General features: G+C 67.6%; 21 protein-coding genes. 5 read left to right on the forward strand and 16 right to left on the reverse strand.

Annotated features, from left to right (window positions below; genetic code table 11):
• Positions 1 to 92 precede the first annotated feature (92 nt).
• The 8 genes from secG to uvrC all read right to left on the reverse strand — a co-directional run bounded on the left by secG (position 93) and on the right by uvrC (position 8,562).
• Entirely contained in the window at positions 93 to 326 is a 234-nt protein-coding gene (gene secG / locus B133_RS0108015) for a preprotein translocase subunit SecG (RefSeq protein WP_018600239.1), read from the reverse strand.
• A 44-nt stretch (positions 327 to 370) separates the two neighbouring features.
• A complete protein-coding gene (tpiA, locus tag B133_RS0108020) occupies positions 371 to 1,156 on the reverse strand; it encodes a triose-phosphate isomerase (RefSeq protein WP_018600241.1) in 786 nt (261 codons plus the stop codon).
• Between the two features lie 31 nt (positions 1,157 to 1,187).
• On the reverse strand, positions 1,188 to 2,411 hold the full coding sequence (gene pgk, locus B133_RS0108025; protein ID WP_018600243.1) for a phosphoglycerate kinase: 1,224 nt from the start codon (positions 2,409 to 2,411) through the stop codon (positions 1,188 to 1,190).
• A gap of 4 nt (positions 2,412 to 2,415) precedes the next feature.
• Positions 2,416 to 3,438 (reverse strand): type I glyceraldehyde-3-phosphate dehydrogenase, encoded by a 1,023-nt coding sequence (gene gap, locus B133_RS0108030; RefSeq protein ID WP_018600244.1) that lies wholly within the window; start codon positions 3,436 to 3,438, stop codon positions 2,416 to 2,418.
• Positions 3,439 to 3,570: 132 nt separating this feature from the next.
• Positions 3,571 to 4,548 carry a DNA-binding protein WhiA gene (gene whiA, locus B133_RS0108035; RefSeq protein WP_026256131.1) on the reverse strand — a complete coding sequence of 326 codons (978 nt, stop codon included), beginning with the start codon at positions 4,546 to 4,548 and terminating at the stop codon, positions 3,571 to 3,573.
• Positions 4,545 to 5,612 carry a uridine diphosphate-N-acetylglucosamine-binding protein YvcK gene (yvcK, locus tag B133_RS0108040; protein ID WP_026256132.1) on the reverse strand — a complete coding sequence of 356 codons (1,068 nt, stop codon included), beginning with the start codon at positions 5,610 to 5,612 and terminating at the stop codon, positions 4,545 to 4,547. Before yvcK ends, whiA begins: the two co-directional genes overlap by 4 nt.
• Complete coding sequence (gene rapZ / locus B133_RS0108045; protein ID WP_018600249.1) at positions 5,609 to 6,526, reverse strand: RNase adapter RapZ; 918 nt, start codon at positions 6,524 to 6,526, stop codon at positions 5,609 to 5,611. Before rapZ ends, yvcK begins: the two co-directional genes overlap by 4 nt.
• Entirely contained in the window at positions 6,523 to 8,562 is a 2,040-nt protein-coding gene (uvrC, locus tag B133_RS0108050) for an excinuclease ABC subunit UvrC (RefSeq protein WP_018600250.1), read from the reverse strand. Before uvrC ends, rapZ begins: the two co-directional genes overlap by 4 nt.
• Positions 8,563 to 8,618: 56 nt before the next feature.
• Here uvrC and B133_RS0108055 point away from each other — a divergent pair, with 56 nt between their 5' ends.
• Complete coding sequence (locus B133_RS0108055) at positions 8,619 to 10,577, forward strand: gamma-glutamyltransferase family protein (RefSeq protein ID WP_018600251.1); 1,959 nt, start codon at positions 8,619 to 8,621, stop codon at positions 10,575 to 10,577.
• 119 nt (positions 10,578 to 10,696) lie between these two features.
• Here the strand turns inward: B133_RS0108055 and B133_RS0108060 are convergent, their stop codons facing one another.
• The 4 genes from B133_RS0108060 to B133_RS0108075 form a co-directional block, all read right to left on the reverse strand.
• Complete coding sequence (locus B133_RS0108060; RefSeq protein WP_085974256.1) at positions 10,697 to 11,101, reverse strand: PH domain-containing protein; 405 nt, start codon at positions 11,099 to 11,101, stop codon at positions 10,697 to 10,699.
• 56 nt (positions 11,102 to 11,157) lie between these two features.
• Positions 11,158 to 11,640, reverse strand: coding sequence for a 6,7-dimethyl-8-ribityllumazine synthase (gene ribH, locus B133_RS0108065; RefSeq protein WP_018600253.1), 483 nt, complete (start codon positions 11,638 to 11,640; stop codon positions 11,158 to 11,160).
• A 48-nt stretch (positions 11,641 to 11,688) separates the two neighbouring features.
• Entirely contained in the window at positions 11,689 to 13,035 is a 1,347-nt protein-coding gene (locus B133_RS0108070) for a bifunctional 3,4-dihydroxy-2-butanone-4-phosphate synthase/GTP cyclohydrolase II (RefSeq protein ID WP_018600254.1), read from the reverse strand.
• Positions 13,036 to 13,133: 98 nt separating this feature from the next.
• A complete protein-coding gene (locus B133_RS0108075; protein ID WP_018600255.1) occupies positions 13,134 to 13,733 on the reverse strand; it encodes a riboflavin synthase in 600 nt (199 codons plus the stop codon).
• Between the two features lie 73 nt (positions 13,734 to 13,806).
• Between B133_RS0108075 and B133_RS0108080 the strand changes: the two genes are divergently transcribed.
• Complete coding sequence (locus B133_RS0108080; RefSeq protein ID WP_026256133.1) at positions 13,807 to 14,526, forward strand: LppX_LprAFG lipoprotein; 720 nt, start codon at positions 13,807 to 13,809, stop codon at positions 14,524 to 14,526.
• Positions 14,526 to 16,139 (forward strand): MFS transporter, encoded by a 1,614-nt coding sequence (locus B133_RS0108085; protein WP_018600258.1) that lies wholly within the window; start codon positions 14,526 to 14,528, stop codon positions 16,137 to 16,139. The genes B133_RS0108080 and B133_RS0108085 overlap by 1 nt, the downstream gene beginning before the upstream one ends.
• Before the next feature lies 1 nt (position 16,140).
• On the opposite strand, the gene B133_RS24325 is transcribed toward B133_RS0108085, so the two are convergent.
• On the reverse strand, positions 16,141 to 16,317 hold the full coding sequence (locus tag B133_RS24325; RefSeq protein ID WP_157625811.1) for a hypothetical protein: 177 nt from the start codon (positions 16,315 to 16,317) through the stop codon (positions 16,141 to 16,143).
• Between the two features lie 176 nt (positions 16,318 to 16,493).
• Between B133_RS24325 and B133_RS0108090 the strand changes: the two genes are divergently transcribed.
• Positions 16,494 to 17,543: an ABC transporter permease gene (locus tag B133_RS0108090; protein ID WP_018600260.1), complete on the forward strand. Its 1,050-nt coding sequence runs from the start codon at positions 16,494 to 16,496 to the stop codon at positions 17,541 to 17,543.
• A 2-nt stretch (positions 17,544 to 17,545) separates the two neighbouring features.
• Positions 17,546 to 18,538: an ATP-binding cassette domain-containing protein gene (locus tag B133_RS0108095; RefSeq protein WP_018600263.1), complete on the forward strand. Its 993-nt coding sequence runs from the start codon at positions 17,546 to 17,548 to the stop codon at positions 18,536 to 18,538.
• A gap of 11 nt (positions 18,539 to 18,549) precedes the next feature.
• Here the strand turns inward: B133_RS0108095 and ribD are convergent, their stop codons facing one another.
• Genes ribD through fmt form a run of 3 tightly spaced genes read right to left on the reverse strand, consistent with a single transcriptional unit; the run spans position 18,550 to position 21,874 of the window.
• Positions 18,550 to 19,560 carry a bifunctional diaminohydroxyphosphoribosylaminopyrimidine deaminase/5-amino-6-(5-phosphoribosylamino)uracil reductase RibD gene (ribD, locus tag B133_RS0108100; protein ID WP_018600265.1) on the reverse strand — a complete coding sequence of 337 codons (1,011 nt, stop codon included), beginning with the start codon at positions 19,558 to 19,560 and terminating at the stop codon, positions 18,550 to 18,552.
• Complete coding sequence (locus tag B133_RS0108105) at positions 19,557 to 20,948, reverse strand: RsmB/NOP family class I SAM-dependent RNA methyltransferase (protein ID WP_018600268.1); 1,392 nt, start codon at positions 20,946 to 20,948, stop codon at positions 19,557 to 19,559. Before B133_RS0108105 ends, ribD begins: the two co-directional genes overlap by 4 nt.
• Positions 20,945 to 21,874, reverse strand: a complete 930-nt coding sequence (fmt, locus tag B133_RS0108110) for a methionyl-tRNA formyltransferase (protein WP_018600270.1) — start codon at positions 21,872 to 21,874, stop codon at positions 20,945 to 20,947. The genes B133_RS0108105 and fmt overlap by 4 nt, the downstream gene beginning before the upstream one ends.

The raw sequence follows: 21,874 nt of genomic DNA on the forward strand, positions 1-21,874 counted from the left end.
CGACGTGGTTCGGAACGTGGCGCATGCCGGGTGGGCGCCGCCTACGGTGTCGTAGGCGGCAGTACCCTACCGCCAGAGCACGACGTCCTATGTCAGCTGTACTTGATCTCCAGTGCGACGCCGATGATGGACACCAGCCAGATGCCGGTGACGAACAGCGTCAGCCGGTCGAGGTTCTTCTCGACCACTGTGGAACCGGACAAGCTGGACTGGACGCCACCACCGAAGAGGGTCGACAGACCGCCGCCCTTGGCACGGTGCAGCAGGACCAACAGCACGACCAGCACACTGGTCACGACCAGGATGATCTGCAGCGCCAATTGCATGGCCGCCAGAATACCTGGTCAGGCTGCCGGTCCCGACCCCGGGGTTACGGCAGCGGCCCACCTGCGGCGATGGCCGACAGCGTGGCGAACTGCTCGCCGTCCAGCGACGCTCCACCGACCAGGGCACCGTCGATATCGGGCTGAGCAACGATCTCACCGGCGTTCTTGGCGTTGACCGAGCCGCCGTAGAGCACCCGGATGTCCGCGGCGAGCTCGGGCGACGATAGGTTGCCAAGTTCGTCGCGGATGGCCTTGCAGACCTCCTGCGCGTCGGCTGCACTGGCCACCCGGCCGGTGCCGATGGCCCACACGGGCTCGTAGGCAATAACGACCTGGCCGACCTGCTCCTTCGACAGCCCGGCCAGGGAGCCGCGCAGCGAGTTCACGTTGAACTCGACGTGGTCGCCGGCCTCACGCACCTCGAGCTGCTCACCGATGCAGACGATCGGGGTGACGCCGTGCTTCAACGCCGCGGCGGTCTTGGCGGCCACCAGCGCATCATCCTCGTGGTGATACGTCCGCCGCTCCGAGTGCCCCACCACGACGTAGCTGCAGCCCAGCTTGGCCAGGAACGCGCCGCTGATATCGCCGGTGTAGGCACCGGAATCGTGCTGCGACAGGTCCTGCGCGCCGTACGTCAGCCGCAGTTTGTCCCCGTCGACGAGCGTCTGCACACTGCGCAGATCGGTGAACGGCGGGATGACGGTGACGTCGACTTTGTCAAAGTACTTATCCGGCAAGGCGAATGCGATCTTCTGCACCAGGGCGATGGCCTCAAAGTGATTGAGGTTCATCTTCCAGTTGCCGGCGATGAGCGGCGTACGGGCCACGGGTCTCCTCGTTGATCGTGAGTGGGACGAACTACTGCAAAATTTCGATACCGGGCAGATCTTTGCCCTCAAGGTATTCCAGAGATGCACCGCCGCCGGTGGAAATGTGCGAGAAACCATCCTCGGGCAGGCCCAGCTGACGCACGGCCGCGGCCGAATCACCGCCGCCGACGACGCTGAAGGCACCCTTGGCCGTGGCCCCGATGATGGCTTCGGCCACGCCCTTGGTGCCGGCCGAGAATGCCGGGAACTCGAACACACCCATCGGGCCGTTCCAGAACACCGTCTTGGCATTCGACAGCAGCGCGGCGAATCGCTTCACCGACTCCGGGCCGATGTCGAGGCCCATCTTCCCGTCCGGGATGCGGTCCGAAGCGACCGTCTCGGGCTCGGCGTCGGCGGCGAACTTGTCGGCGACAACAATGTCGACCGGAAGATGGATGACATCGCCGTAGGTGTCGAGCAGCCGCTTGCAGGTGTCGATCATCTCCTCCTGCAGCAGCGACGTTCCCACCGAAACACCTTGTGCAGCAAGGAAGGTGAAACACATACCGCCGCCGATGATGAGGCTGTCGGCCTTCGCCGCCAGGTTCTCGATGACAGCCAGCTTGTCGGACACCTTGGAGCCGCCCAGCACCACGGCATAGGGACGTTCGGTCGAGTTGGTCAGCTGCTCGAGCACCTTGACCTCGGCCGCCACCAACGTGCCCGCGTAGTGCGGCAGCAGCGTTGCCACGTCATACACCGAAGCCTGCTTGCGGTGCACCACGCCGAAGCCGTCGGAAACGAATGCACCGGGCGATCCGTCGGGGCTTTGGACGAGCGCCGCCAGCTCCCGGGCCAGCGCCAGTCGCTCAGTGTCGTCCTTGCTGGTCTCCCGTGGGTCGAACCGAATGTTCTCCAGCAGCAGCACGTCGCCGTCGGTCAGCCCCTCGGCCCGGGCGAGCGCGTCGGTACCCACCACATCACCGGCCAACTGGACGTGCCGGCCAAGTCTCTCCCCCAACGCCGCGGCAACCGGGGCCAGTGAGAACTTGGGATCCGGCCCACCCTTGGGACGACCCAGGTGTGCCGTGACGACGACCTTGGCTCCCGCCTCGGCGAGTGCCTTCAGCGTCGGGACAGAGGCGATGATGCGGCCCGGATCGGTGATGTTGCCCTGGTCATCGAGGGGGACGTTCAGATCGGAGCGGACCAACACGCCCCGACCCTCGACACCCTCGGCCAACAGATCCTCGAGAGTCTTGACAGCCATCGGGTTAGAGCGACTTGCCGACCAGTGCGACCAGATCGGCGAGGCGGTTGGAGTAGCCCCACTCGTTGTCGTACCAGGAGACGACCTTGGCCTGGTTGTCGATGACCTTGGTCAGGCCCGAGTCGAACAGCGAGCTGTGCGGGTCGGTGACGATGTCGCTCGACACGATCGGCGCGTCGTAGTACTTCATGATGCCCTTCAACGGCCCCGCGGCAGCGGCCTTCATCGCGGCGTTGATCTCGTCGACGGTGGCGGCCTTGGCCAGCTCGGCCGTCAGATCAGTCACCGAACCCGTGGGGACCGGCACGCGCATGGCGTAGCCGTCCAGCTTGCCCTTGAGCTCAGGCAGCACCAAGCCGATGGCCTTGGCGGCACCGGTGGAGGTCGGCACGATGTTCAGCGCGGCGGCACGGGCGCGGCGCAGATCCCTGTGCGGGCCGTCCTGCAGGTTCTGGTCCTGGGTGTAGGCGTGGATGGTGGTCATCAGGCCCCTGACGATGCCGAACTCGTCGTTGAGGACCTTGGCCAGCGGGCCCAGGCAGTTGGTGGTGCACGACGCGTTGGAGATGATGTTCTGACTGCCGTCGTACTTGTCGTCGTTGACGCCCATCACGATGGTGATGTCCTCATCGGTGGCCGGCGCGGAGATGACGACCTTCTTAGCCCCCGCATCGAGGTGGCCCTTGGCCTTGGCGGCGTTGGTGAAGATGCCGGTGGACTCGACGACGACGTCGACACCAAGGTCACCCCACGGCAGAGCTGCCGGGCCTTCCTTGACCTCCAGCGACTTGATCTTCTTGTCGCCGATGACGATGGTGTCGTCGCCCTCCAGGCTGACATCCTGCGGCAACCGGCCCAGGATGGAGTCGAACTTCAGCAGGTGCGCCAGGGTGGCGTTGTCGGTGAGGTCATTGACCGCCACGATTTCGATGTCGGTGTTCTGACCTTCGGCCTGCTGCGCCGCAACGGCCCGGTAAAAGTTGCGGCCAATGCGGCCGAAGCCGTTGACGCCTACCCGGATGGTCACGTGATTTCTCCTATGTCGCCAGTGGACTGCTCGCGCAACAGCCTAGTGGTGCCACTCTCGGCGTGTGCGATCTGGTCAGTGCAGGACTACGCGACGCAGGACTGCGCGACGCCGTGACGGGTGACGTCTAACTCAGGCGTCGTCGAGGAGATCGGGGGTGACCGCCGACTCTGTGTCGGGGATGCCGTCCTGCTTAGCCTTGCGGTCGGCCATCGACAGTAGTCGCCGAATCCGGCCTGCCACAGCATCTTTCGTCATCGGCGGGTCAGCGAGCCGGCCGAGCTCCTCGAGCGAAGCCTGTCGATGCTCTACCCGCAGCTTGCCCGCTGCCGCAAGGTGGTCGGGCACCCCCTCGCCGAGGATGTGTAACGCGCGCTCCACCCGCGCCGCGGCGGCCACAGCGGCACGTGCCGACCGGCGCAGGTTCGCATCGTCGAAATTCGCCAACCGGTTGGCCGTGGCCCGAACCTCCCGCCGCATCCGGCGTTCCTCCCAGGTGAGCCGGGTGTCCTGGGCGCCCATCCGGGTCAGCAGATCGCCGATGGCCTCGCCGTCGCGAACCACCACGCGGTCGCTGCCGCGTACTTCACGAGCCTTGGCATTGACACCCAGCCGCCGCGCGGCGCCCACCAGGGCCAATGCTGCCTCAGGTCCCGGGCAACTGACCTCAAGCGCCGATGAGCGACCGGGTTCGGTCAGTGAGCCGTGCGCTAGGAACGCTCCCCGCCAGGCGGCTTCGGCATCGGCCACGCTGCCGCCGACCACCTGAGCGGGCAACCCCCGCACCGGGCGACCGCGCAGATCGAGCAGGCCTGTCTGCCTCGCCAACGCTTCGCCATCTGCGGCCACCCGTACCACGTAGCGGGTGTTCTTCCGGATACCGCTGGCCGACAGCACGTGCACCACTGCGTTGTAGCCGTAGAGGTCGTGGATGTCCTTGCGAAGCCGGCGCGCGATGATGCCGAGATCGACCTCGGCCTCCACCACGACGCGCCCCGCGACGATGTGCAACCCGCCGGCGAACCTCAGCAGCGAGGCGACCTCGGCGCGGCGGGCACTCACCGAATTGACCACCAGCCGACTCAGCTCGTCCTTCACCTCGGCTGTCATCGCCACGGATCGTCCCCTCTCGATCTGTTCGGTGCCGGTTCCTGCCGCAGGACATCGACCGGCCCGGCGGTGGGCGTGGGAAGAGTCGGATCCTGCACGATGCTGCCGTCAGGTGTGCTGGCACGCAGGCCGACGCTTTCCAGGGCCGCGGCCAACCTCGCCGGGTCATGTAAAGGTGTACCAGGTCGGCAGACGTCAGCAAACTCAACGCGGGCGTCGAGGATCTTGGCCGTTCGGCTGAGCTGCTCACGCTCACGCTGACTCGGCACGCTGGTGGCGTCGACGATGATGTCATGCACCGTGAAGCCCGGCGCATGCTGGGCCAGTACGTGAATGTGCCGCTCCACCGAGAAGCCCGCCGTCTCGCCAGGCTCGGCCACCAGATTCAGCACCAACGCACGCCGGGCCGTCGTCGCGTCGAGTGCCGCCGCCAACTGAGGCACCAGCACATGCGGAATGACGCTGGTGAACCACGACCCCGGGCCGAGCACCACCAGGTCGGCAGCCATGATCGCGTCGATGGCCTGCCGGGTGGCGGGCGGGTCACCCGGCAGCAACCGCACCCGGCGCACCTGCCCGACGGTGGTCGCGATGGCCACCTGACCGCGGATCACCCGGCTCATCCGAGAATCGGATTCCAGCCCGGCCACGTCGGCTTCGATCCGGAGCGCGATGGGGCACATCGGCAGCACCCGGCCCTTGACCCCGAGAATCCGGCCGAGTTCGTCGAGGGCGGCCACCGGATCGGCCAGGACCTCGTTGAGCCCGGCCAGTATCAGGTTGCCGATGGGGTGCCCGGCAAGGGCTCCGCCGCCACCGAACCGATGCTGGATGATGGTTGCCCACAGCCGACCGTGCGGACTGTCGGACGCCAACGCTGCCAATGCCATTCGAAGATCGCCTGGCGGAACCACGTCCAGCTCGGAGCGCAGCCGGCCCGACGAGCCGCCGTCGTCGGCCACCGTGACCACCGCAGTCACGTGTGGTGTGAGCCGCCGGGCCGCCGACAACGTCGCATATAGGCCGTGTCCACCGCCCAGGGCGACGATGCGGGGCGGGCTCATTCGCGACCCAGATCCCGGTGCAGCACCCGCACGGTGAGTTTGTCGCCGCCCGCCAACCGCTGCGCCAGGGCTTCGGCAATCGCCACGCTGCGATGTTTGCCGCCGGTGCACCCGATGGCCACGGTCATATAGCGCTTCCCCTCCCTGCGGTATCCGTCGATCACGACGTCCAACAGCCGATGGTAGGTCTCCAGAAACTCGCGAGCTCCGGGCTGACCGAGGACGTAGTCCCGCACCGCCGCATGCTGACCGGTGTGCGGGCGCAGCTCGTCCACCCAGTGCGGATTGGGCAGGAACCGCACATCCATCACCGTGTCGGCGTCCATCGGCAACCCGTACTTGTAGCCGAACGACTCTACTGTCACGTTGGTGTCGGACACCGCCTCGCTGCCGAACGCCCGCTCGATGCTCGCCCGCAGCGCGGGCACCGGCAGAGTCGAGGTGTCGATCACCAGGTCGGCCACCGCGCGGACCGGGGCCAGCATCGCCCGCTCCGCCGCGATCCCCTCGGCCAGGGTCTGATTGCCCTGCAACGGGTGACTGCGCCGGTTCTGCTCGTAGCGGCGCACCAGGATGGTGTCGGACGCCTCCAGGAACAGCACCCGCGGTGTGATGTTCCGCGTGGCAAGCTCGTTGCGCACCGAGTCCAGGTCGCCGGTGAATCCCCGCGAGCGCGCATCCATCACCACCGCCAGCTGGGTGATCCGCGACCCCGCTGCAAGGCCGAACTCGACCATCCGGGCAATCAGCTCGGGCGGCAGGTTGTCGGCGACATACCAGCCGAGGTCCTCGAGCACCTTGGCCGCGGTGCCGCGTCCCGCCCCGGACAAGCCGGTGACCAGGACCACGTCGATACCGGAATCGCCGACCGCCTCGGTGGAGTCGAGAGGGTCCCGATGTGGCTGTTCTGTCACGCGCGATCCGCCTGCCGCTCGCTGTTATCCATGTCCGCCCCTGTCATCGCGCTGCCCCTCGGTTGATCATCCTGGATAACGGCTGCCGGTGCGCCGGAATCCTGTCCCCTGAGCGCCTCACGGACAGCCCGTGCCGTCGCGACGCCGATCCCCGGCACTGCGGTGATCTCCTCCACCGTCGCATCTTTCAGCCGCGCCACCGATCCGAAATGCGCCACTAGTGCCTTGCGCCGATTCTCTCCCAACCCACGTACCGCATCGAGGGCCGACGCCGTCATCCGCTTGGACCGCTTGCTGCGGTGGTAGCTGATGGCGAAACGGTGCGCCTCGTCGCGCACCCGCTGCAAGAGATACAGCCCCTCGCTGGTGCGCGAAAGAATAATCGGCTCCGGCGCAGATCCTTCTTCCGAGGGCACCCACACCTCCTCCAACCGCTTGGCCAACCCGATCACCGCGACGTCGTGGACGCCGAGTTCCTCGAGCACCGCGGCCGCGGCGTTGACCTGGGGGGCGCCGCCGTCGACGACGAACAGGTTGGGCGGATAGGCGAAGCGGCGCGGCCGTTGCTCGGCCGCCGCCGTCGCATCCGGCTTGGTGTCGGCAAGATGACGGTGGAAACGCCGTCGGGTGACCTCGGCGATGGAAGCGACGTCGTCGGAGCGTCCATCCCCGGCAGCCTCCCGGATTGCGTAGTGGCGATAGTCACTCTTGCGTGGCAGCCCGTCCTCGAACACCACGAGCGACGCCACCACGTCCGTGCCTTGGACATGGCTGATGTCGATGCACTCGATCCGCAGTGGCGCGTCCGCCAACCCCAGAGATTCCTGAATGCTCTGCAGAGCTTCGGATCTGGCGTTGAAATCCCCGGCTCGCTTGAGCTTGTGCTGGGCCAGCGCCTCCTGCGCATTGCGTTGCACGGTCTCGGCCAACGCCCGTTTGTCGCCGCGCACCGGCACCCGCAACGCCACCCGTGAGCCGCGCAACCCCGACAGCCAGACAGTCAGTTGGGCGGCGTTGGGCGGCAACACGGGCACCAGCACTTGCCGGGGCACCGGATTGGTCGCTTCGTCGGCGGCCCCGCCCAGTTCGGCCTGATCACCGTAGAACTGGGTGAGAAACTGCTCGACCAACTGCTCCTGCCCGGACTGCTCCGGGTCCCCCGATTTCTCCACGATCCAGCCGCGCTGACCCCGCACCCGGCCGCCACGGACGTGGAACACCTGGACGGCGGCCTGCAGATCGTCGTCGGCGAAGGCCACCACGTCGGCGTCGGTACCGTCGCCGAACACCACCGCCTGCCGCTCCAGCGCCCGTTTGAGCGCAGAGATGTTGTCCCGCAAGCGCGCCGCCCGCTCGAAATCCAGATCCTCGGCGGCGGCGACCATCTGCTGTTCCAGATCGCGGGCCAGCCGGTCGGTGCGGCCGGCCAGGAAGTCACAGAAGTCCAGGACGATCTGCCGATGCTCCTCGGCGGTGACCCTGCCCACACACGGGGCCGAGCACTTGTCGATGTAGCCGAGCAGGCACGGACGGTCGATCTGGTTGTGCCGCTTGAACACTCCGGCCGAACAGGTGCGGGCCGGGAACACCCGGGTGAGCAGGTCGAGGGTTTCGCGGATGGCCCACGCATGCGAATACGGACCGAAGTAGCGCACACCCTTGCGGCGCGGCCCGCGGTACACCATCAACCGCGGATACTCCTCGTTGAGCGTCACCGCCAGCACCGGATAGGACTTGTCGTCGCGATAGCGGATGTTGAAGCGAGGATCGAACTCCTTGATCCAGTTGTACTCGAGCTGCAGCGCCTCGACTTCGGTGTTCACCACGGTCCACTCGACGCTGCCCGCGGTCATCACCATCTGCCTGGTGCGCGGCGCGAGGCTCGCGATGTCGGTGAAGTACGACGTCAGCCGGCCGCGCAGGCTCTTGGCCTTACCGACATAGATGACCCGCCCGTGGGGATCGCGAAACCGGTAGACACCCGGTTCAACTGGGATCGATCCGGGCGCCGGGCGGTACGTCGCTGGATCGGGCACGGATTCCAGGTTACTGCCGCGATCAGACAGATCTCCGCTACCGTCTAGAGGTGCGGATGCTGGCGTCCACGCGATTGGTCATCGCCCTGCTCACTGGCGTCGTGTTGGTTCTCGGCGGATGCGCCGGCGACGGTCAGCGCCGTTCCACTGTCGCAGCCATGCCCTGCACCGTGGCCTCCAACGGCACACCGGTACCCAAGACTCCGGCAGCTCCCGCGCCGACCACTCCGGCAAACCTGGCTACCGCTCCTGAAGTCTCCACGGGCTACCGCCGCGACATGACCGCCGTCCACACCGCCAGCTACGCGGTGGCCACCGCGAATCCCCTGGCCAGCGAGGCGGCCTGCAAGGTGCTGCGCAACGGCGGCACCGCCGCGGACGCCCTGGTGACCGCGCAGGCCGTGCTGGGCCTCGTGGAACCGCAGTCGTCCGGCATCGGCGGTGGCGGCTTCCTGCTGTACTACGACGCCGCGTCGGGAGCCGTGCGAGCTTTCGACGGGCGGGAAACGGCGCCCGCCGCAGCCACCGAGAACTACCTGCGCTGGGTGTCCGACACCGACCGCACCGAGCCCCGCCCCGACACCAGGGCCTCGGGCCGCTCGATCGGCGTGCCCGGCGTCGTGCGCCTGCTCGACGACGTCCACCGCGTCTTCGGGAAGAAGCCCTGGCGGGAGCTGTTCGATCCCGCGGTGCAGATGGCCGACGACGGCTTCGACGTCAGTCCGCGGATGGCCGAGGCCATCGCCGAAGCAGCACCCCAGCTGCGCATCGACCCCACCGCCGCGGCATATCTGCTGGAACCGGACGGCGCCCCAAAACCGGTGGCCACCAGGCTGACCAATCCCGCATACGCCAAGACGTTGGGCGCCATCGCATCCGGTGGCGCCCACGCGTTCTACACCGGCGACGTCGCCCGGGCCATCGTGGCTGCAGCGACCGACACTGCGGGCGGCCGCACGCCGAGCCTGATGACCGAACAGGACCTGGCCGGTTACACCGCCAAGGAGCGCTCACCGCTGTGCACGAGCTACCGCGGCCGGGAGATTTGTGGCATGCCGCCGCCGTCGTCGGGCGGAATGGCTGTGGCCGCGACGTTGGGGATCCTCGAGCATTTCCCGATGAGCGCATACCGACCCACCGACGTCGACCTCAACGGCGGACACCCCACCGTCATGGGCGTACATCTGATTTCCGAGGCCGAACGACTGGCGTATGCGGACCGGGACCGCTACGTCGCCGACACCGATTTCGTGCCGCTGCCCGGCGGCAACCCGGACACCCTGCTCGGCGGCGCCTATCTGACGGGACGTGCGGCGCTCATCTCACCCCAGCACACCATGGGTACCGCACAACCCGGTGACTTCGGTGCTCCACAAGCCACCGCGGCACCGGCTCGAGAGCACGGCACCAGCCAGATCAGCATCGTCGACAGGTACGGCAACGCGGCGTCACTGACGACCACGATCGAATCGTCGTTCGGCTCGTTCCACATGGTGGACGGTTTCCTGCTGAACAACCAGCTCACCGACTTCGCCGCAGACCCAGTCAGTCCGGAAGGTATCCCCGTGGCCAACCGGGTGCAGCCGGGGAAGCGGCCGCGCAGCTCCATGGCGCCGACGCTGGTGTTCGACGAGACCGGTGTGCAGCGCGGGCCACTCTACGCGGTGCTGGGCTCCCCGGGCGGCTCGGTGATCATCCAGTTCGTTGCGAAAACCGTTGTCGGCATTATGGATTGGGGCCTAGATCCGCAGCAGGCGGTGTCCATGGTCGATTTCGGTGCCGATAACACTCCCGAGACCAACGTCGGTGGCGAGCATCCCGCCGTGGACACCTCCGGCCCACCGGGTGCTCAGGGCGATCACGATCCCCTGGTGGCCGGGCTACGCAAGCTCGGCCACCGCGTCAACATCGCCGACCAATCAAGCGGGCTCTCGGTGATCATGCGCGCACAACCGGGTTGGGTGGGCGGCGTGGACCCGCGCCGGGAAGGACTCGTGATGGGCGATGCCAGCTGAGTCACGGCTACGTCGCGCATTCACCGAGATTCACGTCAGGGACAGATTCGAGGGCTCAGATGTCCCTGAGGTGAATCTCGGCGCGGGACACCGCCGACGAACCCGGGCGGGAACTGAATTCAGCCGGCAGCCGGAAGGTACTTGTCGGTCAACACCCGCACCTGATCCATGGCTTCGACAGCCCGGCCCTTGTCGATGGCTTGGATCGCCATCACGGGGATGTATTCGTCGTCGGGCAGGTCGACGCGGGCCCACCGTGCCCCTTGCGGAAACGACACGTCGACAACGTCGGCCCAAGGAATGAGCCGGTAGGAGATCAGATTCCGCACCGCCAGGCCCTGCGCGCCGACTCGCAGTCGCGGCCGCGTGAACATCAACACCGCTCCGGCGAGGATGACACCCAACAGTCCCATGGCGACCTGGTCGGCCGTCTGGAAGTACACGCCGGTGGATCCCATTTTCAGCAGAGCCCCGACGCCGACGTGCACCACGACGAGAATGACCGCAACAGCATAGGCGAACATCGGTGTGCGATAAGGCTTTATCTCGATATCCCAGCCCACGTGAGTCATCGGCTCGGTCACGACAGCGCGCGCAGTTCCCGCAGGGTCAGCGCAGTGGACAGCGCCGCAGCGGCGGCCTGCGCACCCTTGTCCTCGGCAGAACCGGGCAGCCCGGCCCGATCGAGTGCCTGCTGTTCGTCGTTTGTGGTCAGTACACCGTTGGCCACAGGCGTCGACGCATCGAGCGACACCCGGGTAAGCCCCTGGGTGACGGCGTCACATACATAGTCGAAATGCGGTGTCTGACCACGGATCACCACACCCAATGCGATGACGGCGTCATGAGTCGTGGCCAATGCCTGTGCCACCACAGGGATTTCGATCGCACCCAGCACTCGCACCACAGTCGGATCAACGACACCGGCCTCGGCGGCCACCTTACGGGCACCGTCGAGCAGGGCGTCACAGATCGTGGTGTGCCACGTGCTGGCCACGATGGCCAGACTCACCGTCGAGGCATCGACCTGCGGCAGATCGGGAACGCCCGCGCCCCCGCTCATATGTCGTCTCCGACGACGCTGCTCATTTGTGGTCTCCGACGACGCTACTCATTGGGCCTCACCGGAATCCACAACCTCACCGGATCCGGTCGCACTCGGCGGACGCCTGTCCCCCAGCATGTACACCGCCTCGTCATAGTCGTCCATGCTCACCGCTTCGTCGTAGTCGTCGAGCCCGACCAGGTCGTGGCCCATCCGATCGCGCTTGGTCATCAGGTAGCGGATGTTCTCGGCGTTGGCGCGCACCGGCAGCGGCACACGCTCGACGATGTGGAGCCCGTAGCCGTCCAGCCCGACGCGTTTGGCCGGATTGTTGGTCAGCAGCCGCATCGACCGGATACCGAGATCCACCAGGATCTGTGCGCCGATGCCGTAATCCCGGGCGTCGGCGGGCAGGCCGAGCTTGAGATTGGCGTCCACGGTGTCCACACCGGCGTCCTGCAGCTGATAGGCCTGCAGCTTGTGCATCAACCCGATGCCACGGCCCTCGTGTCCACGCATGTAGAGCACCACGCCACGACCCTCTCGGGCCACCATCGCCATGGCCGCGTCCAGCTGCGGACCGCAGTCGCAGCGCCGCGACCCGAACACGTCACCGGTCAGGCATTCCGAGTGCACCCGCACCAGCACGTCCTCGCCGTCGCTGTTCGGTCCGGCGATCTCCCCGCGGACCAGTGCGACATGCTCGACGTCCTCGTAGATGCTCTTGTAGCCGACCGCACGGAATTCGCCGTGCCGCGTCGGAATACGGGCCTCGGCGATGCGCTCGATGTGCTTCTCGTGCTTGCGGCGCCACTCGATCAGGTCTGCGATGGAGATCAGCGCCAGGTCGTGGTCGTCGGCGAACACCCGCAGCTCGTCGGTGCGCGCCATGTCGCCCTCGTCCTTCTGGCTGACGATCTCGCAGATCGCACCGGCGGGCTGTAGTCCGGCCAGCCGGGCCAGGTCTACCGCGGCCTCGGTGTGCCCGGGCCGGCGCAACACGCCACCGTCCTTGGCCCGCAACGGCACCACATGACCGGGCTTACTGAAGTCGTCGACGATGGCGGCCGGATCGGCAAGGGCGCGCATGGTGGTCGCCCGGTCCGACGCCGAAATACCAGTTCCAACACCCTTTTTGGCGTCGACGGTCACGGTGTACGCGGTGCCGTGCTTGTCCTGGTTGACCGCGTACATCGGCAGCAGGCCAAGGCGGTCGCAGATCTCGCCGTCGAGCGGCACACACAGGTAGCCCGAGGTGTACCGCACCATGAACGCCACCAGTTCCGGGGTGGCTTTCTCGGCGGCGAAGATCAGATCGCCCTCGTTCTCCCGGTCCTCGTCGTCGATCACCACCACCGCTTTACCCGCGGCGATATCGGCAATCGCCCTCTCGACGGAGTCGAGCCTGGTCATCTTCGCCACCTTGCCTGTTCCAATACCACTTCCGGCACGGAACCCATCGTCATCGTGTCCAGTATGAACCACCGGAGTCCAGCGGTTATTGGCAGCTGTTACTGCCCGGTGCCACCCATCAGCCGCTCAACATATTTCGCAATGATGTCCACCTCGAGGTTCACCCGCGTGCCGACTGCGGCTGCGCCTAGCGTGGTGAGCTCGCGGGTGGTAGGAATCAACGACACCTCGAACCAGTCGTCATCCACGGCGGACACCGTGAGCGAAATCCCGTCGACGGTGATGGAACCCTTTTCGACCACGTACCGCGACAGCACTCGCGGCAGCGCGATCCGCACCACCTCCCAATGCTCGGACGGGGTACGTGAAATCACCTCACCGGTGCCGTCGACATGGCCTTGGACGATATGACCACCCAATCGGCTGTTGACCGCGGCCGCCCGCTCCAGGTTGACCTGGCTGCCCACACCGACACCGCCGAGGCTCGACCGATTGAGGGTCTCCCCCATCACGTCGGCGGTAAAAGCACCGTCGGGCAGCACGTCTACGACGGTCAGGCACACACCGTTCACCGCGATCGAATCACCGTGGCCGGCATCGGCGGTGACGACAGGCCCGCGGATGGTCAATCGCGCGGCGTCGGTCAGCTCTTGCTTGTCGACCAATACGCCCAGCTCTTCAACGATTCCGGTGAACACGGCACCCAGGGTATTGGAAACCGCCCGCGGTCGGAGACAGCAGCCCGTCACCGTGAGCCTCTACGATGCAGTCATGCAGACGCGCCCACGCTTCGCTGTCCAATCCCTGCTGGCAATCCTTTTCGCCGCGGTCGCGCTGATCGCAGGATGTTCGTCCTCGGATAAATCCGCGGGCAACGGTGAACCCCTGCCGGACGCAGCCACTCTGCTCCAGGAGTCCACCGCCACCACCAAGGCGCAGCAGAGCGTTCACCTGCAATTGACGACGCAGGGCACCGTCGACGGGCTGCCGATCCAGAAGCTCGACGGCGACCTGACCAATACCCCCGCGGTGGCCGCCCAGGGCACTGCCGACGTGACGGTCGCGGGCCAGAAGATCAGCGATGCCAAGTTCGCGGTCGTCGACAACGATCTGTGGGCCGCGCTGACCCCAGGTGACCCTCTGTCCAACTGGGGTCCCGCAGCCAACATCTACGACATCGCGGCCATCCTGAGCCCCGACAAAGGCCTGGCCAACATCCTGGCCAACTTCACCGATCCCAAGGCCGACGGCCGCGAGACCATCGACGGCGTCGACACCGTGCGGCTCACCGGTCAGGTCGCCGCCGACGCGGTCAACGCGATCGCCCCGTCCATCAAGGCCACCGCACCCGTCCCGGCCGTCGCCTGGGTCAAGTCCGATGGCGACCACGCCCTGATGCAAGCCAAGCTCACACCCAGCGAGGGCAACAGCATCACCATGACGTTGTCCGACTGGGGCAAGCAAGTCACCATCGCCAAGCCCGCGGGCTGATGCCGATGCCCCGGACATCGAGCCGCGGAATCGCGATCGGCGCCGGTAGCCTCGCGGTTCTCCTGGGAGCCCTCGACACCTACGTCGTGGTGACGGTCATGACCGACATCATGAAAGACGTCGGGATCGCGATCAACCAGATCCAGCGGGTCACGCCCATCATCACGTGGTACCTGCTGGGTTACATCGCAGCCATGCCGCTGTTGGGCCGGGCCTCTGACCGTTTCGGCCGCAAATGGGTGCTGCAGGCCAGCCTGGCCGGTTTCGCAGTCGGCTCTGTTGTCACCGCACTGTCCAACGATCTGACGATGCTCATCGTCGGCCGCGCCATCCAGGGCACTGCCAGCGGTGCGCTGCTACCGGTCACGCTGGCGCTGGCGGCCGACCTGTGGTCGGCCCGTAACCGCGCTTCGGTGCTGGGTGGCATCGGCGCGGCGCAGGAGTTGGGCAGCGTGCTGGGCCCGCTCTACGGCATCGCGGTGGTGTGGGCCCTGAACACGTGGCGCGACGTGTTCTGGATCAACGTGCCGCTGACCCTGGTGGCCATGGTGCTGATCCAGATCAGTCTGCCGTCGCGCGAAGACCGGGAGAAGCCCGAGAAGGTCGACGTGGTCGGCGGTCTGTTGCTGGCGGTCGCCCTGGGTCTGGCCACCTGGGGCCTGTACAACCCGGCGCCTGACGGCAAGCACGTATTGCCGGCCAACGGTCCGATCCTCCTGGTGGGTGCGCTGATCGCGGCCATCGCGTTTTTTGTCTGGGAGAAGTACTCAAAGACGCGGCTCATCGAGCCGGCCGGGGTGCATTTCCGCCCGTTCCTGGCAGCGTTGGGCGCCTCACTGTGCGCCGGCGCAGCGCTGATGGTCACCCTGGTCAACGTCGAACTGTTCGGGCAGGGTGTGCTGGGCATGGACCAGAACGCGGCAGCCGCGCTGCTGCTGCGCTTCCTGGCGGCCCTGCCGATCGGCGCGCTGCTCGGCGGCTGGATCGCGACCAAGGTGGGCGACCGTGCGGTGGCCTTCTGCGGTCTACTCATCGCCGCCGGTGGCTTCTGGCTGGTCTCGCAGTGGCATATCGATGTGTTGTCGGCGCGCCACGATCTCGGGCTGTTCACCCTGCCGGCGTTCGACACGGACCTGGCCATCACCGGTATAGGCCTCGGCCTGGTGATCGGCCCGCTGACCTCGGCGACGCTGCGCGTGGTGCCGGCGGCGCAGCACGGTATCGCGTCGGCGGCCGTGGTGGTGGCCCGGATGATCGGCATGCTCATCGGCATCGCGGCCCTGAGCGCATGGGGCCTGTACCGGTTCAACCAGCACTTGGCGAGCCTGCCGCACCCCGAGTCCACGGGCTCACTCGCAGCCAGGCTTGCCGCCACTGCGGCGCGTTATCGCGAGGCCTACGTGCTGCAGTACGCCGAGATCTTCAGCATCACAGCTGTCGTATGCATCGTCGGCGCCCTGCTCGGCCTGCTCATCGCCGGACGGCATGAACACGCCGACGAGGTTCCAGAGGTTCCAACAGAGTCCGACGACGCCGCGACCGAGCTGATCATCGCACCGACCCATGTGACCAACGGGTCTGCCAATCACCCGGGCCGGCACAGCAGTCAGTAGGTCAGCAACGTTCGATGCCGGGCCGGATGCGCGGTGGTTCATTGCCGGCCACCGCGCGCTGGACGGGCCACGCCGGTAGTACACCGCGCAGCTGCGCGCACACCAGGGCCTTGACCGATCGCTGGGATATTCGTGGGTTCAGCGGGGACGTACTGAGCCAGTCCTGTAGAGCCGTCACGCTCGTGTTCCTTTGCTCAAGTTCATCGGGTGCACGTTCGTCGGCGAAAGCGCTTTGGTACGAGTGTACCGAGACCGACCGACAACAGGCCGTTCCAGAACGCTCCTGCACCCGGTGAAATCGACTCCTGGCCAGAGTGCCACTCGGTAGTCTCCAGCCATGGCCGAGGCGTCGACATGCTGATAGCAGCGCTGCGTGACCTGCAGTGGCGACGCCGACGGTTCGCCATCGCGGTCGTCGGCACCGGCCTGGTCTTCGCCATGACCCTGGTACTCACCGGCCTCGCCAATGGCTTCCGGGTCGAAGCCCAGCGCACCGTTGACGCGCTGGGTCTGGACGCGTTCATGATCAAGGCGGGTGCGGCCGGCCCGTTCCTGGGCTCGGCACCTATTCCGATGGCCGAAGTTCAACGCGCCGAACGCCTTGCGGGTGTCACGGCCGCGGTGCCGCTTGTGTACGGCAGCTCGACGATCCCCGACGGCACATCGCCGCGCAACGTGAACGTGTTCGGTGTGCCGGAGCAGGGCCCGGGTGCGCCTGCGGTGGTCTCGGGCCGCTCCCCCATGGCACCCGACGAGGTTGCCGTCTCGACGACCATGGGCCGCGGCGTCGGCGCCGATGTCGACATCGGCGCCCGGAGACTCCACGTCGTCGGCCTTGTCGACGATTCCACGGCCCTGGCCGGTCAGGCCAACGTCTACCTCACCGTCACCGGCGCGCAGCAGCTGCTGTTCTCTGGTCAACCACTGATCTCGTCGATCGGGTTGCGCGGCAACCCCACCGGGGCCCTCGACGGCTACCGGGTGGTCGACCGCGGCGGCGCGGTGGACGACATGGTGCGGCCGCTGCGGGGTGCCAACCAGGCGATGACCCTGATGGCGGGGCTGTTGTGGGCCGTCGCCGCGATGATCGTCGGCTCAGTGGTCTATCTGTCTGCTCTCGAACGCACCCGCGATTTCGCGGTCTTCAAGGCGGTCGGGGTGTCCACCCAGTCGATCCTCGCCGGGCTCGCAATGCAGGCCGTCCTGGTCGCGGTGCTGGCGGCCCTGCTCGGCAGCGTTCTGTCGATCGTGCTGGGCCCGCTGTTTCCGATGCGCTGTGACGTGCCGACAGTGGCGTTCACCGCGTTGCCACTCATCGCCGTGGTGATCGGTCTGCTGGCCAGCATCGCCGGGCTGCGCCGTGCCGTCGGGGTCGATCCCGCGCTCGCGTTCGGAGGGCCCTGATCGTGGCCGATCTGCGCATCAAGGATCTCGTCGTCGAATACTCCAGTGGTGATTACGCCGTCCGGCCCATCGACGGCCTCGACCTCGAGGTCGAGGCGGGGTCGCTGGCAATTCTGTTGGGCCCCAGCGGATGTGGCAAGACCACGCTGTTGTCCTGCCTCGGCGGCATCCTCAAACCGGCAGCCGGGCGCATCGAATTCGGCGACGTCGACGTGACGGCACTGACCAACCGGGAGCTCTCGGCCTATCGGCGCGACACCGTCGGCATCGTCTTCCAGGCGTTCAATCTCGTGCCCAGCCTGACCGCGCTGGAGAACGTGATGGTGCCCATGCACGCGGCCGGGATGTTCCGGCAGGACGCGCGCCGGCGCGCCGAGGAGCTGCTCACCCGCGTCGGCCTCGAACACCGGATGCGCCACCGCCCAGGCGATCTGAGCGGCGGGCAGCAACAGCGCGTCGCGGTGGCGCGGGCCATCGCCCTCGACCCACCGCTCGTCCTGGCCGACGAGCCTACGGCGCACCTCGACTTCATTCAGGTCGAGGAGGTACTGCGGCTGATCCGTGAACTCGCCGAGGACGAGCGCGTCGTGGTCGTCGCCACGCACGACACCCGCATCCTGCCGCTGGCCGACCAGGTGGTCGAGTTGGTGCCGCACACCACCGAGGCCCACGAGGGGCCTGAGACCCTGCGGTTGCAGGCCGGCGACGTGTTGTTCGCCCAGGGCACGATGGGTGACCTGATCTACGTGGTGACCGCAGGTGAGATTTCGCTCTCCCGCGAATTGGCAACCGGCGGGGAGGCAATGGTCAGGATCTCCACACCTGGCGACTACTTCGGCGAGATGGGTCCGCTGTTCGGGCTGCCACGGTCGGCCACCGCGCGAGCCCGCACCGACGCCACCGTCGTGGGCTACACCGTGCAGGCATTCCGGGAACGGCTCGGCCCTGCCGGTGTGCGTAACCTCATCGAGCACCGATCGCTGGACGACGAATAGACCCGACGCTCTCAGCCGGGTACGAGGCTGAGCAGCACGTCGGGGCCGATCGGCTCGATCCCGTCGAAGCGCCACCGCTGGGCATGGACGATGCTGAGCACACCGACATCGTCGACCGCGGTGATCGGGCCGCCCAACAGGATCGGTGCTACATAGGCGACGATGCGGTTGACCACACCGGCGCGCAGGAACGCACCCGCCAACGTCGGACCGCCCTCGAGCAGCACATCGGTGCGGTCGGCGAGGAACTTGATCACCTCGTGCGGATCATGCGTGCGGATCACCATCGTGCGCGAATCATCGTTGAGCACTTTGGCTTCCGGAGAAACCTCGCGATAGCCGACCACGACGCGTAGCGGCTGATGCTCGGCGAGGCTGCCGTCGGCCAGGCGCGCCGTGAGCGCCGGATCGTCGGCGAACACTGTGCCGGTGCCGACCACGATGGCATCGATCACCGCGCGCCTGCGGTGCACGTCGGCGCGAGCCGCCGGGCTGGTGATCCACTGGCTGGATCCGTCGGCAGCGGCGCTACGGCCGTCCACGCTGGTGGCGAACTTCCAGGTGACGTGCGGCAGGCCGGTGCGCTGCTTGTGCAGCCATTCCCGCAGCGGACCACGCGAGACGTCATCGGCCAGCACTTCGGGCACCACCTCGATGCCCGCCTCGGTCAGCCGCGCCGCGCCGCCGGCCGCCACCTTGTTGGGATCGGAGACGGCATACACCACCTTCGAAACACCCGCTGCCACAAGCGCATCCACACACGGCGGGGTGCGGCCGTGGTGATTGCACGGCTCCAGGGTGACCACCGCGGTGCCGCCAAGCGCACGCTGCCCGGCCCGGCGCAACGCCATCACCTCGGCGTGCGGCCCGCCGGGCGGCTGGGTGGCACCGACCCCGGCCACCTGACCGTCGCGGTCGATGATGACCGCGCCGACAGGCGGATTGGGATAGGTGGTGCCCTTGACCCCGTTCGCTTGCTCGATTGCCAGACGCATCATTGTGTCGGTCGACGGTGCGCTCATCGCACCCTCAGGGCCGCGGCGAACATCGCGTCGGTGCCGTGCCGGTGCGGCCACAGCTGCACGTACGGCCCGGCGCCGAGGTCGTCCGCCGGGGCGAACAGCTCTCGGGTGTCCAGCGCGGTCACCGGATGCCGTCGGACCGCGTCGGCCACCACACCGATCGTCTCGGCCAGGTGCGGGGAACAAGTCGCATAGAGCACGACCCCGCCCGGTCGAGTCAGCTTGATCGCCGCGGCCAGCAGCTCCTTCTGCAGTTTCGCCAGGCCGGGCACGTCGCCGGGTGCGCGACGCCAGCGGGCCTCCGGGCGGCGCCGCAGCGCACCGAGGCCCGTGCAGGGCGCATCGACGAGCACCCGGTCGAAGCCTGGTGTGAGGCCCGACTCGCGGCCGTCCACCCTGCGCACGTCGACATCGAGGCCGCGGGTGTTGTCCTCGACCAGGTCAGCGCGGCGCTCCCCCGGCTCGACGGCGGTGATGCTGGCGCCCGAGGCCGCCCCCATCGCGGCCAGCAGCGCGGTCTTGCCACCTGGTCCGGCGCACAGATCCAGCCACCGCCCCGTGTCGGGTCCGTCGAGCTCGGCCAGCGTCAGTGCCCGGGCCACCAACTGGCTACCCTCGTCCTGAACCTGTGCGGCGCCGTCGCGGATGGCGCTGAGCCGACCGGGATCGCCGCCGGGCAGATACACCGCGTACGGCGAATACTTGCCGACGGTGCCGCCGGACTGTTCGGCGAGTTCGTCGGCCGTCAACGCGCCGGGCCGGGCCGCCAGATGCACCAGTGGACGCTCGTCGTCGCTGGTCAGCAAGGCGTCGAGTTCACTGGCTCGCGCACCGAGCGCGTCGGTGAACGCCTGGGCGATCCACCGCGGGTGGGCGTGCACGAACGCCGAGTGGCCGACCGGGTCGGTGGCCGCCGCCGGGGCCAGCTCGTCGGCCCAGGCCTGCTCATCGCGCGAGGCGATGGTGCGCATCACTCCGTTGACGAAACCGGCTCTGGCCGTGTCGAATTCGATGCCAGCCTGGTCGACGGTGGTGGATACCGCGGCGTGCGGCTCGACCCGGGTACGCAGCAGCTGGTAGGCGCCCAGCCGCAGCAGATCGAGCAATACGGGGTCGATGCGATCGGTGGGCCGCCCGGCTGCCCTTTCGATCACCGCGTCGAGCAGTCCGCGGGCGCGGCAGGCGCCGTAGGTCAGTTCAGTGGCGAAAGCCGCGTCGCGGCCCTCGATTTTGCGTTCGGTCAGCAATGCGGGCAGCGCCAGGTTGGCGTAGGAGTCGCGTTCGGACACCGCGCGCAACACATCGAACGCCGCCCGCCGTGCCGGGTCCAGCGGGGTGCGCCGCGGCTGCCGCTTGCGTTGGGGTGGCCGTTTGTCGGGGCGGGTCATGAGGCCCGCACCGACTCGTCGAGCCGGGCGCCCCGCGCCCAGTCAGCGGCGTTCATGAGTTTCTTGCCCGGCGGCTGGATCTGGCCCAGCCGCACCGGCTGAGAACCCGTGCCCACCACCACATCCTTGCGGTGCACCTCGATCACGCCCGGCGCCAACGGATCTGCATCCTCGACCACCGTCACCGGCCCGACCTTGACTCGCTGGTCGCCAATCGTCGTCCAGGCGCCCGGGTTGGGTGTGACCGCGCGGATGTGGCGGTCGACGACATGGGCGGGCAGATCCCAGCGCACCTTGGCCGACTCCACGGTGATCTTCGGCGCGACGGTGATGCCGTCAGTCGGTTGCGGCACCGCGGCCAGCGAGCCGTCGGCGATCCCGTCGATCGTGGCCTCCAGCAGCGCCGCACCCGAAACGGCAAGGCGGCCAAGCAGATCGCCCGCGGTGTCGGAGCTGCCGACAGCCTCGGTGACCACGCCGTAGACGGGGCCCGAATCCAACGCCGGTTCGATGAGGAACGTGGTCGCGCCGGTCACGGTGTCGCCCGCCCCGATCGCTGCCTGCACCGGTGCCGCACCGCGCCACGCCGGCAGCAGCGAGAAATGCAGATTGACCCAGCCCCGCGCCGGGACCGCCAGCAGACGCCGGCTCAGCAGAGCACCGTAGGCCACTACGGCGCAGCAGTCTGGGGCCAGTTCGGTCAGCTCGGCGACGAATTCGTCATCGTTGGGCCGCGCCGGCCGCAGCAACGGGATATCGTGCTCCAGCGCCAGCTTCGCCACCGGCGACGGCGCGGGCTTTCCCCGGCGGCCCGCGGCGGCGTCCGGGCGGGTGAGCACGGCGATGACCTCGTGGCGCGGCGAGTCGATGAATCGGCGCAGCGACGGCAGCGCGGGTTCGGGGGTTCCGGCAAAGACGAGTCGCAC

This window comes from Mycobacterium sp. 155, from assembly GCF_000373905.1.
Lineage (GTDB): Bacteria > Actinomycetota > Actinomycetes > Mycobacteriales > Mycobacteriaceae > Mycobacterium.

Coding starts and splice junctions, on each gene's coding strand:
- secG (WP_018600239.1), bottom strand. CDS start 326: ATGCAATTGGCGCTGCAGATCATCCTGGTCGTGACCAGTGTGCTGGTC.
- pgk (WP_018600243.1), bottom strand. CDS start 2,411: ATGGCTGTCAAGACTCTCGAGGATCTGTTGGCCGAGGGTGTCGAGGGT.
- whiA (WP_026256131.1), bottom strand. CDS start 4,548: ATGACAGCCGAGGTGAAGGACGAGCTGAGTCGGCTGGTGGTCAATTCG.
- yvcK (WP_026256132.1), bottom strand. CDS start 5,612: ATGAGCCCGCCCCGCATCGTCGCCCTGGGCGGTGGACACGGCCTATAT.
- B133_RS0108055 (WP_018600251.1), top strand. CDS start 8,619: ATGCTGGCGTCCACGCGATTGGTCATCGCCCTGCTCACTGGCGTCGTG.
- B133_RS0108060 (WP_085974256.1), bottom strand. CDS start 11,101: ATGTTCGCCTATGCTGTTGCGGTCATTCTCGTCGTGGTGCACGTCGGC.
- ribH (WP_018600253.1), bottom strand. CDS start 11,640: ATGAGCGGGGGCGCGGGCGTTCCCGATCTGCCGCAGGTCGATGCCTCG.
- B133_RS0108070 (WP_018600254.1), bottom strand. CDS start 13,035: ATGACCAGGCTCGACTCCGTCGAGAGGGCGATTGCCGATATCGCCGCG.
- B133_RS0108080 (WP_026256133.1), top strand. CDS start 13,807: ATGCAGACGCGCCCACGCTTCGCTGTCCAATCCCTGCTGGCAATCCTT.
- B133_RS0108085 (WP_018600258.1), top strand. CDS start 14,526: ATGCCGATGCCCCGGACATCGAGCCGCGGAATCGCGATCGGCGCCGGT.
- B133_RS0108090 (WP_018600260.1), top strand. CDS start 16,494: ATGCTGATAGCAGCGCTGCGTGACCTGCAGTGGCGACGCCGACGGTTC.
- ribD (WP_018600265.1), bottom strand. CDS start 19,560: ATGAGCGCACCGTCGACCGACACAATGATGCGTCTGGCAATCGAGCAA.
- B133_RS0108105 (WP_018600268.1), bottom strand. CDS start 20,948: ATGACCCGCCCCGACAAACGGCCACCCCAACGCAAGCGGCAGCCGCGG.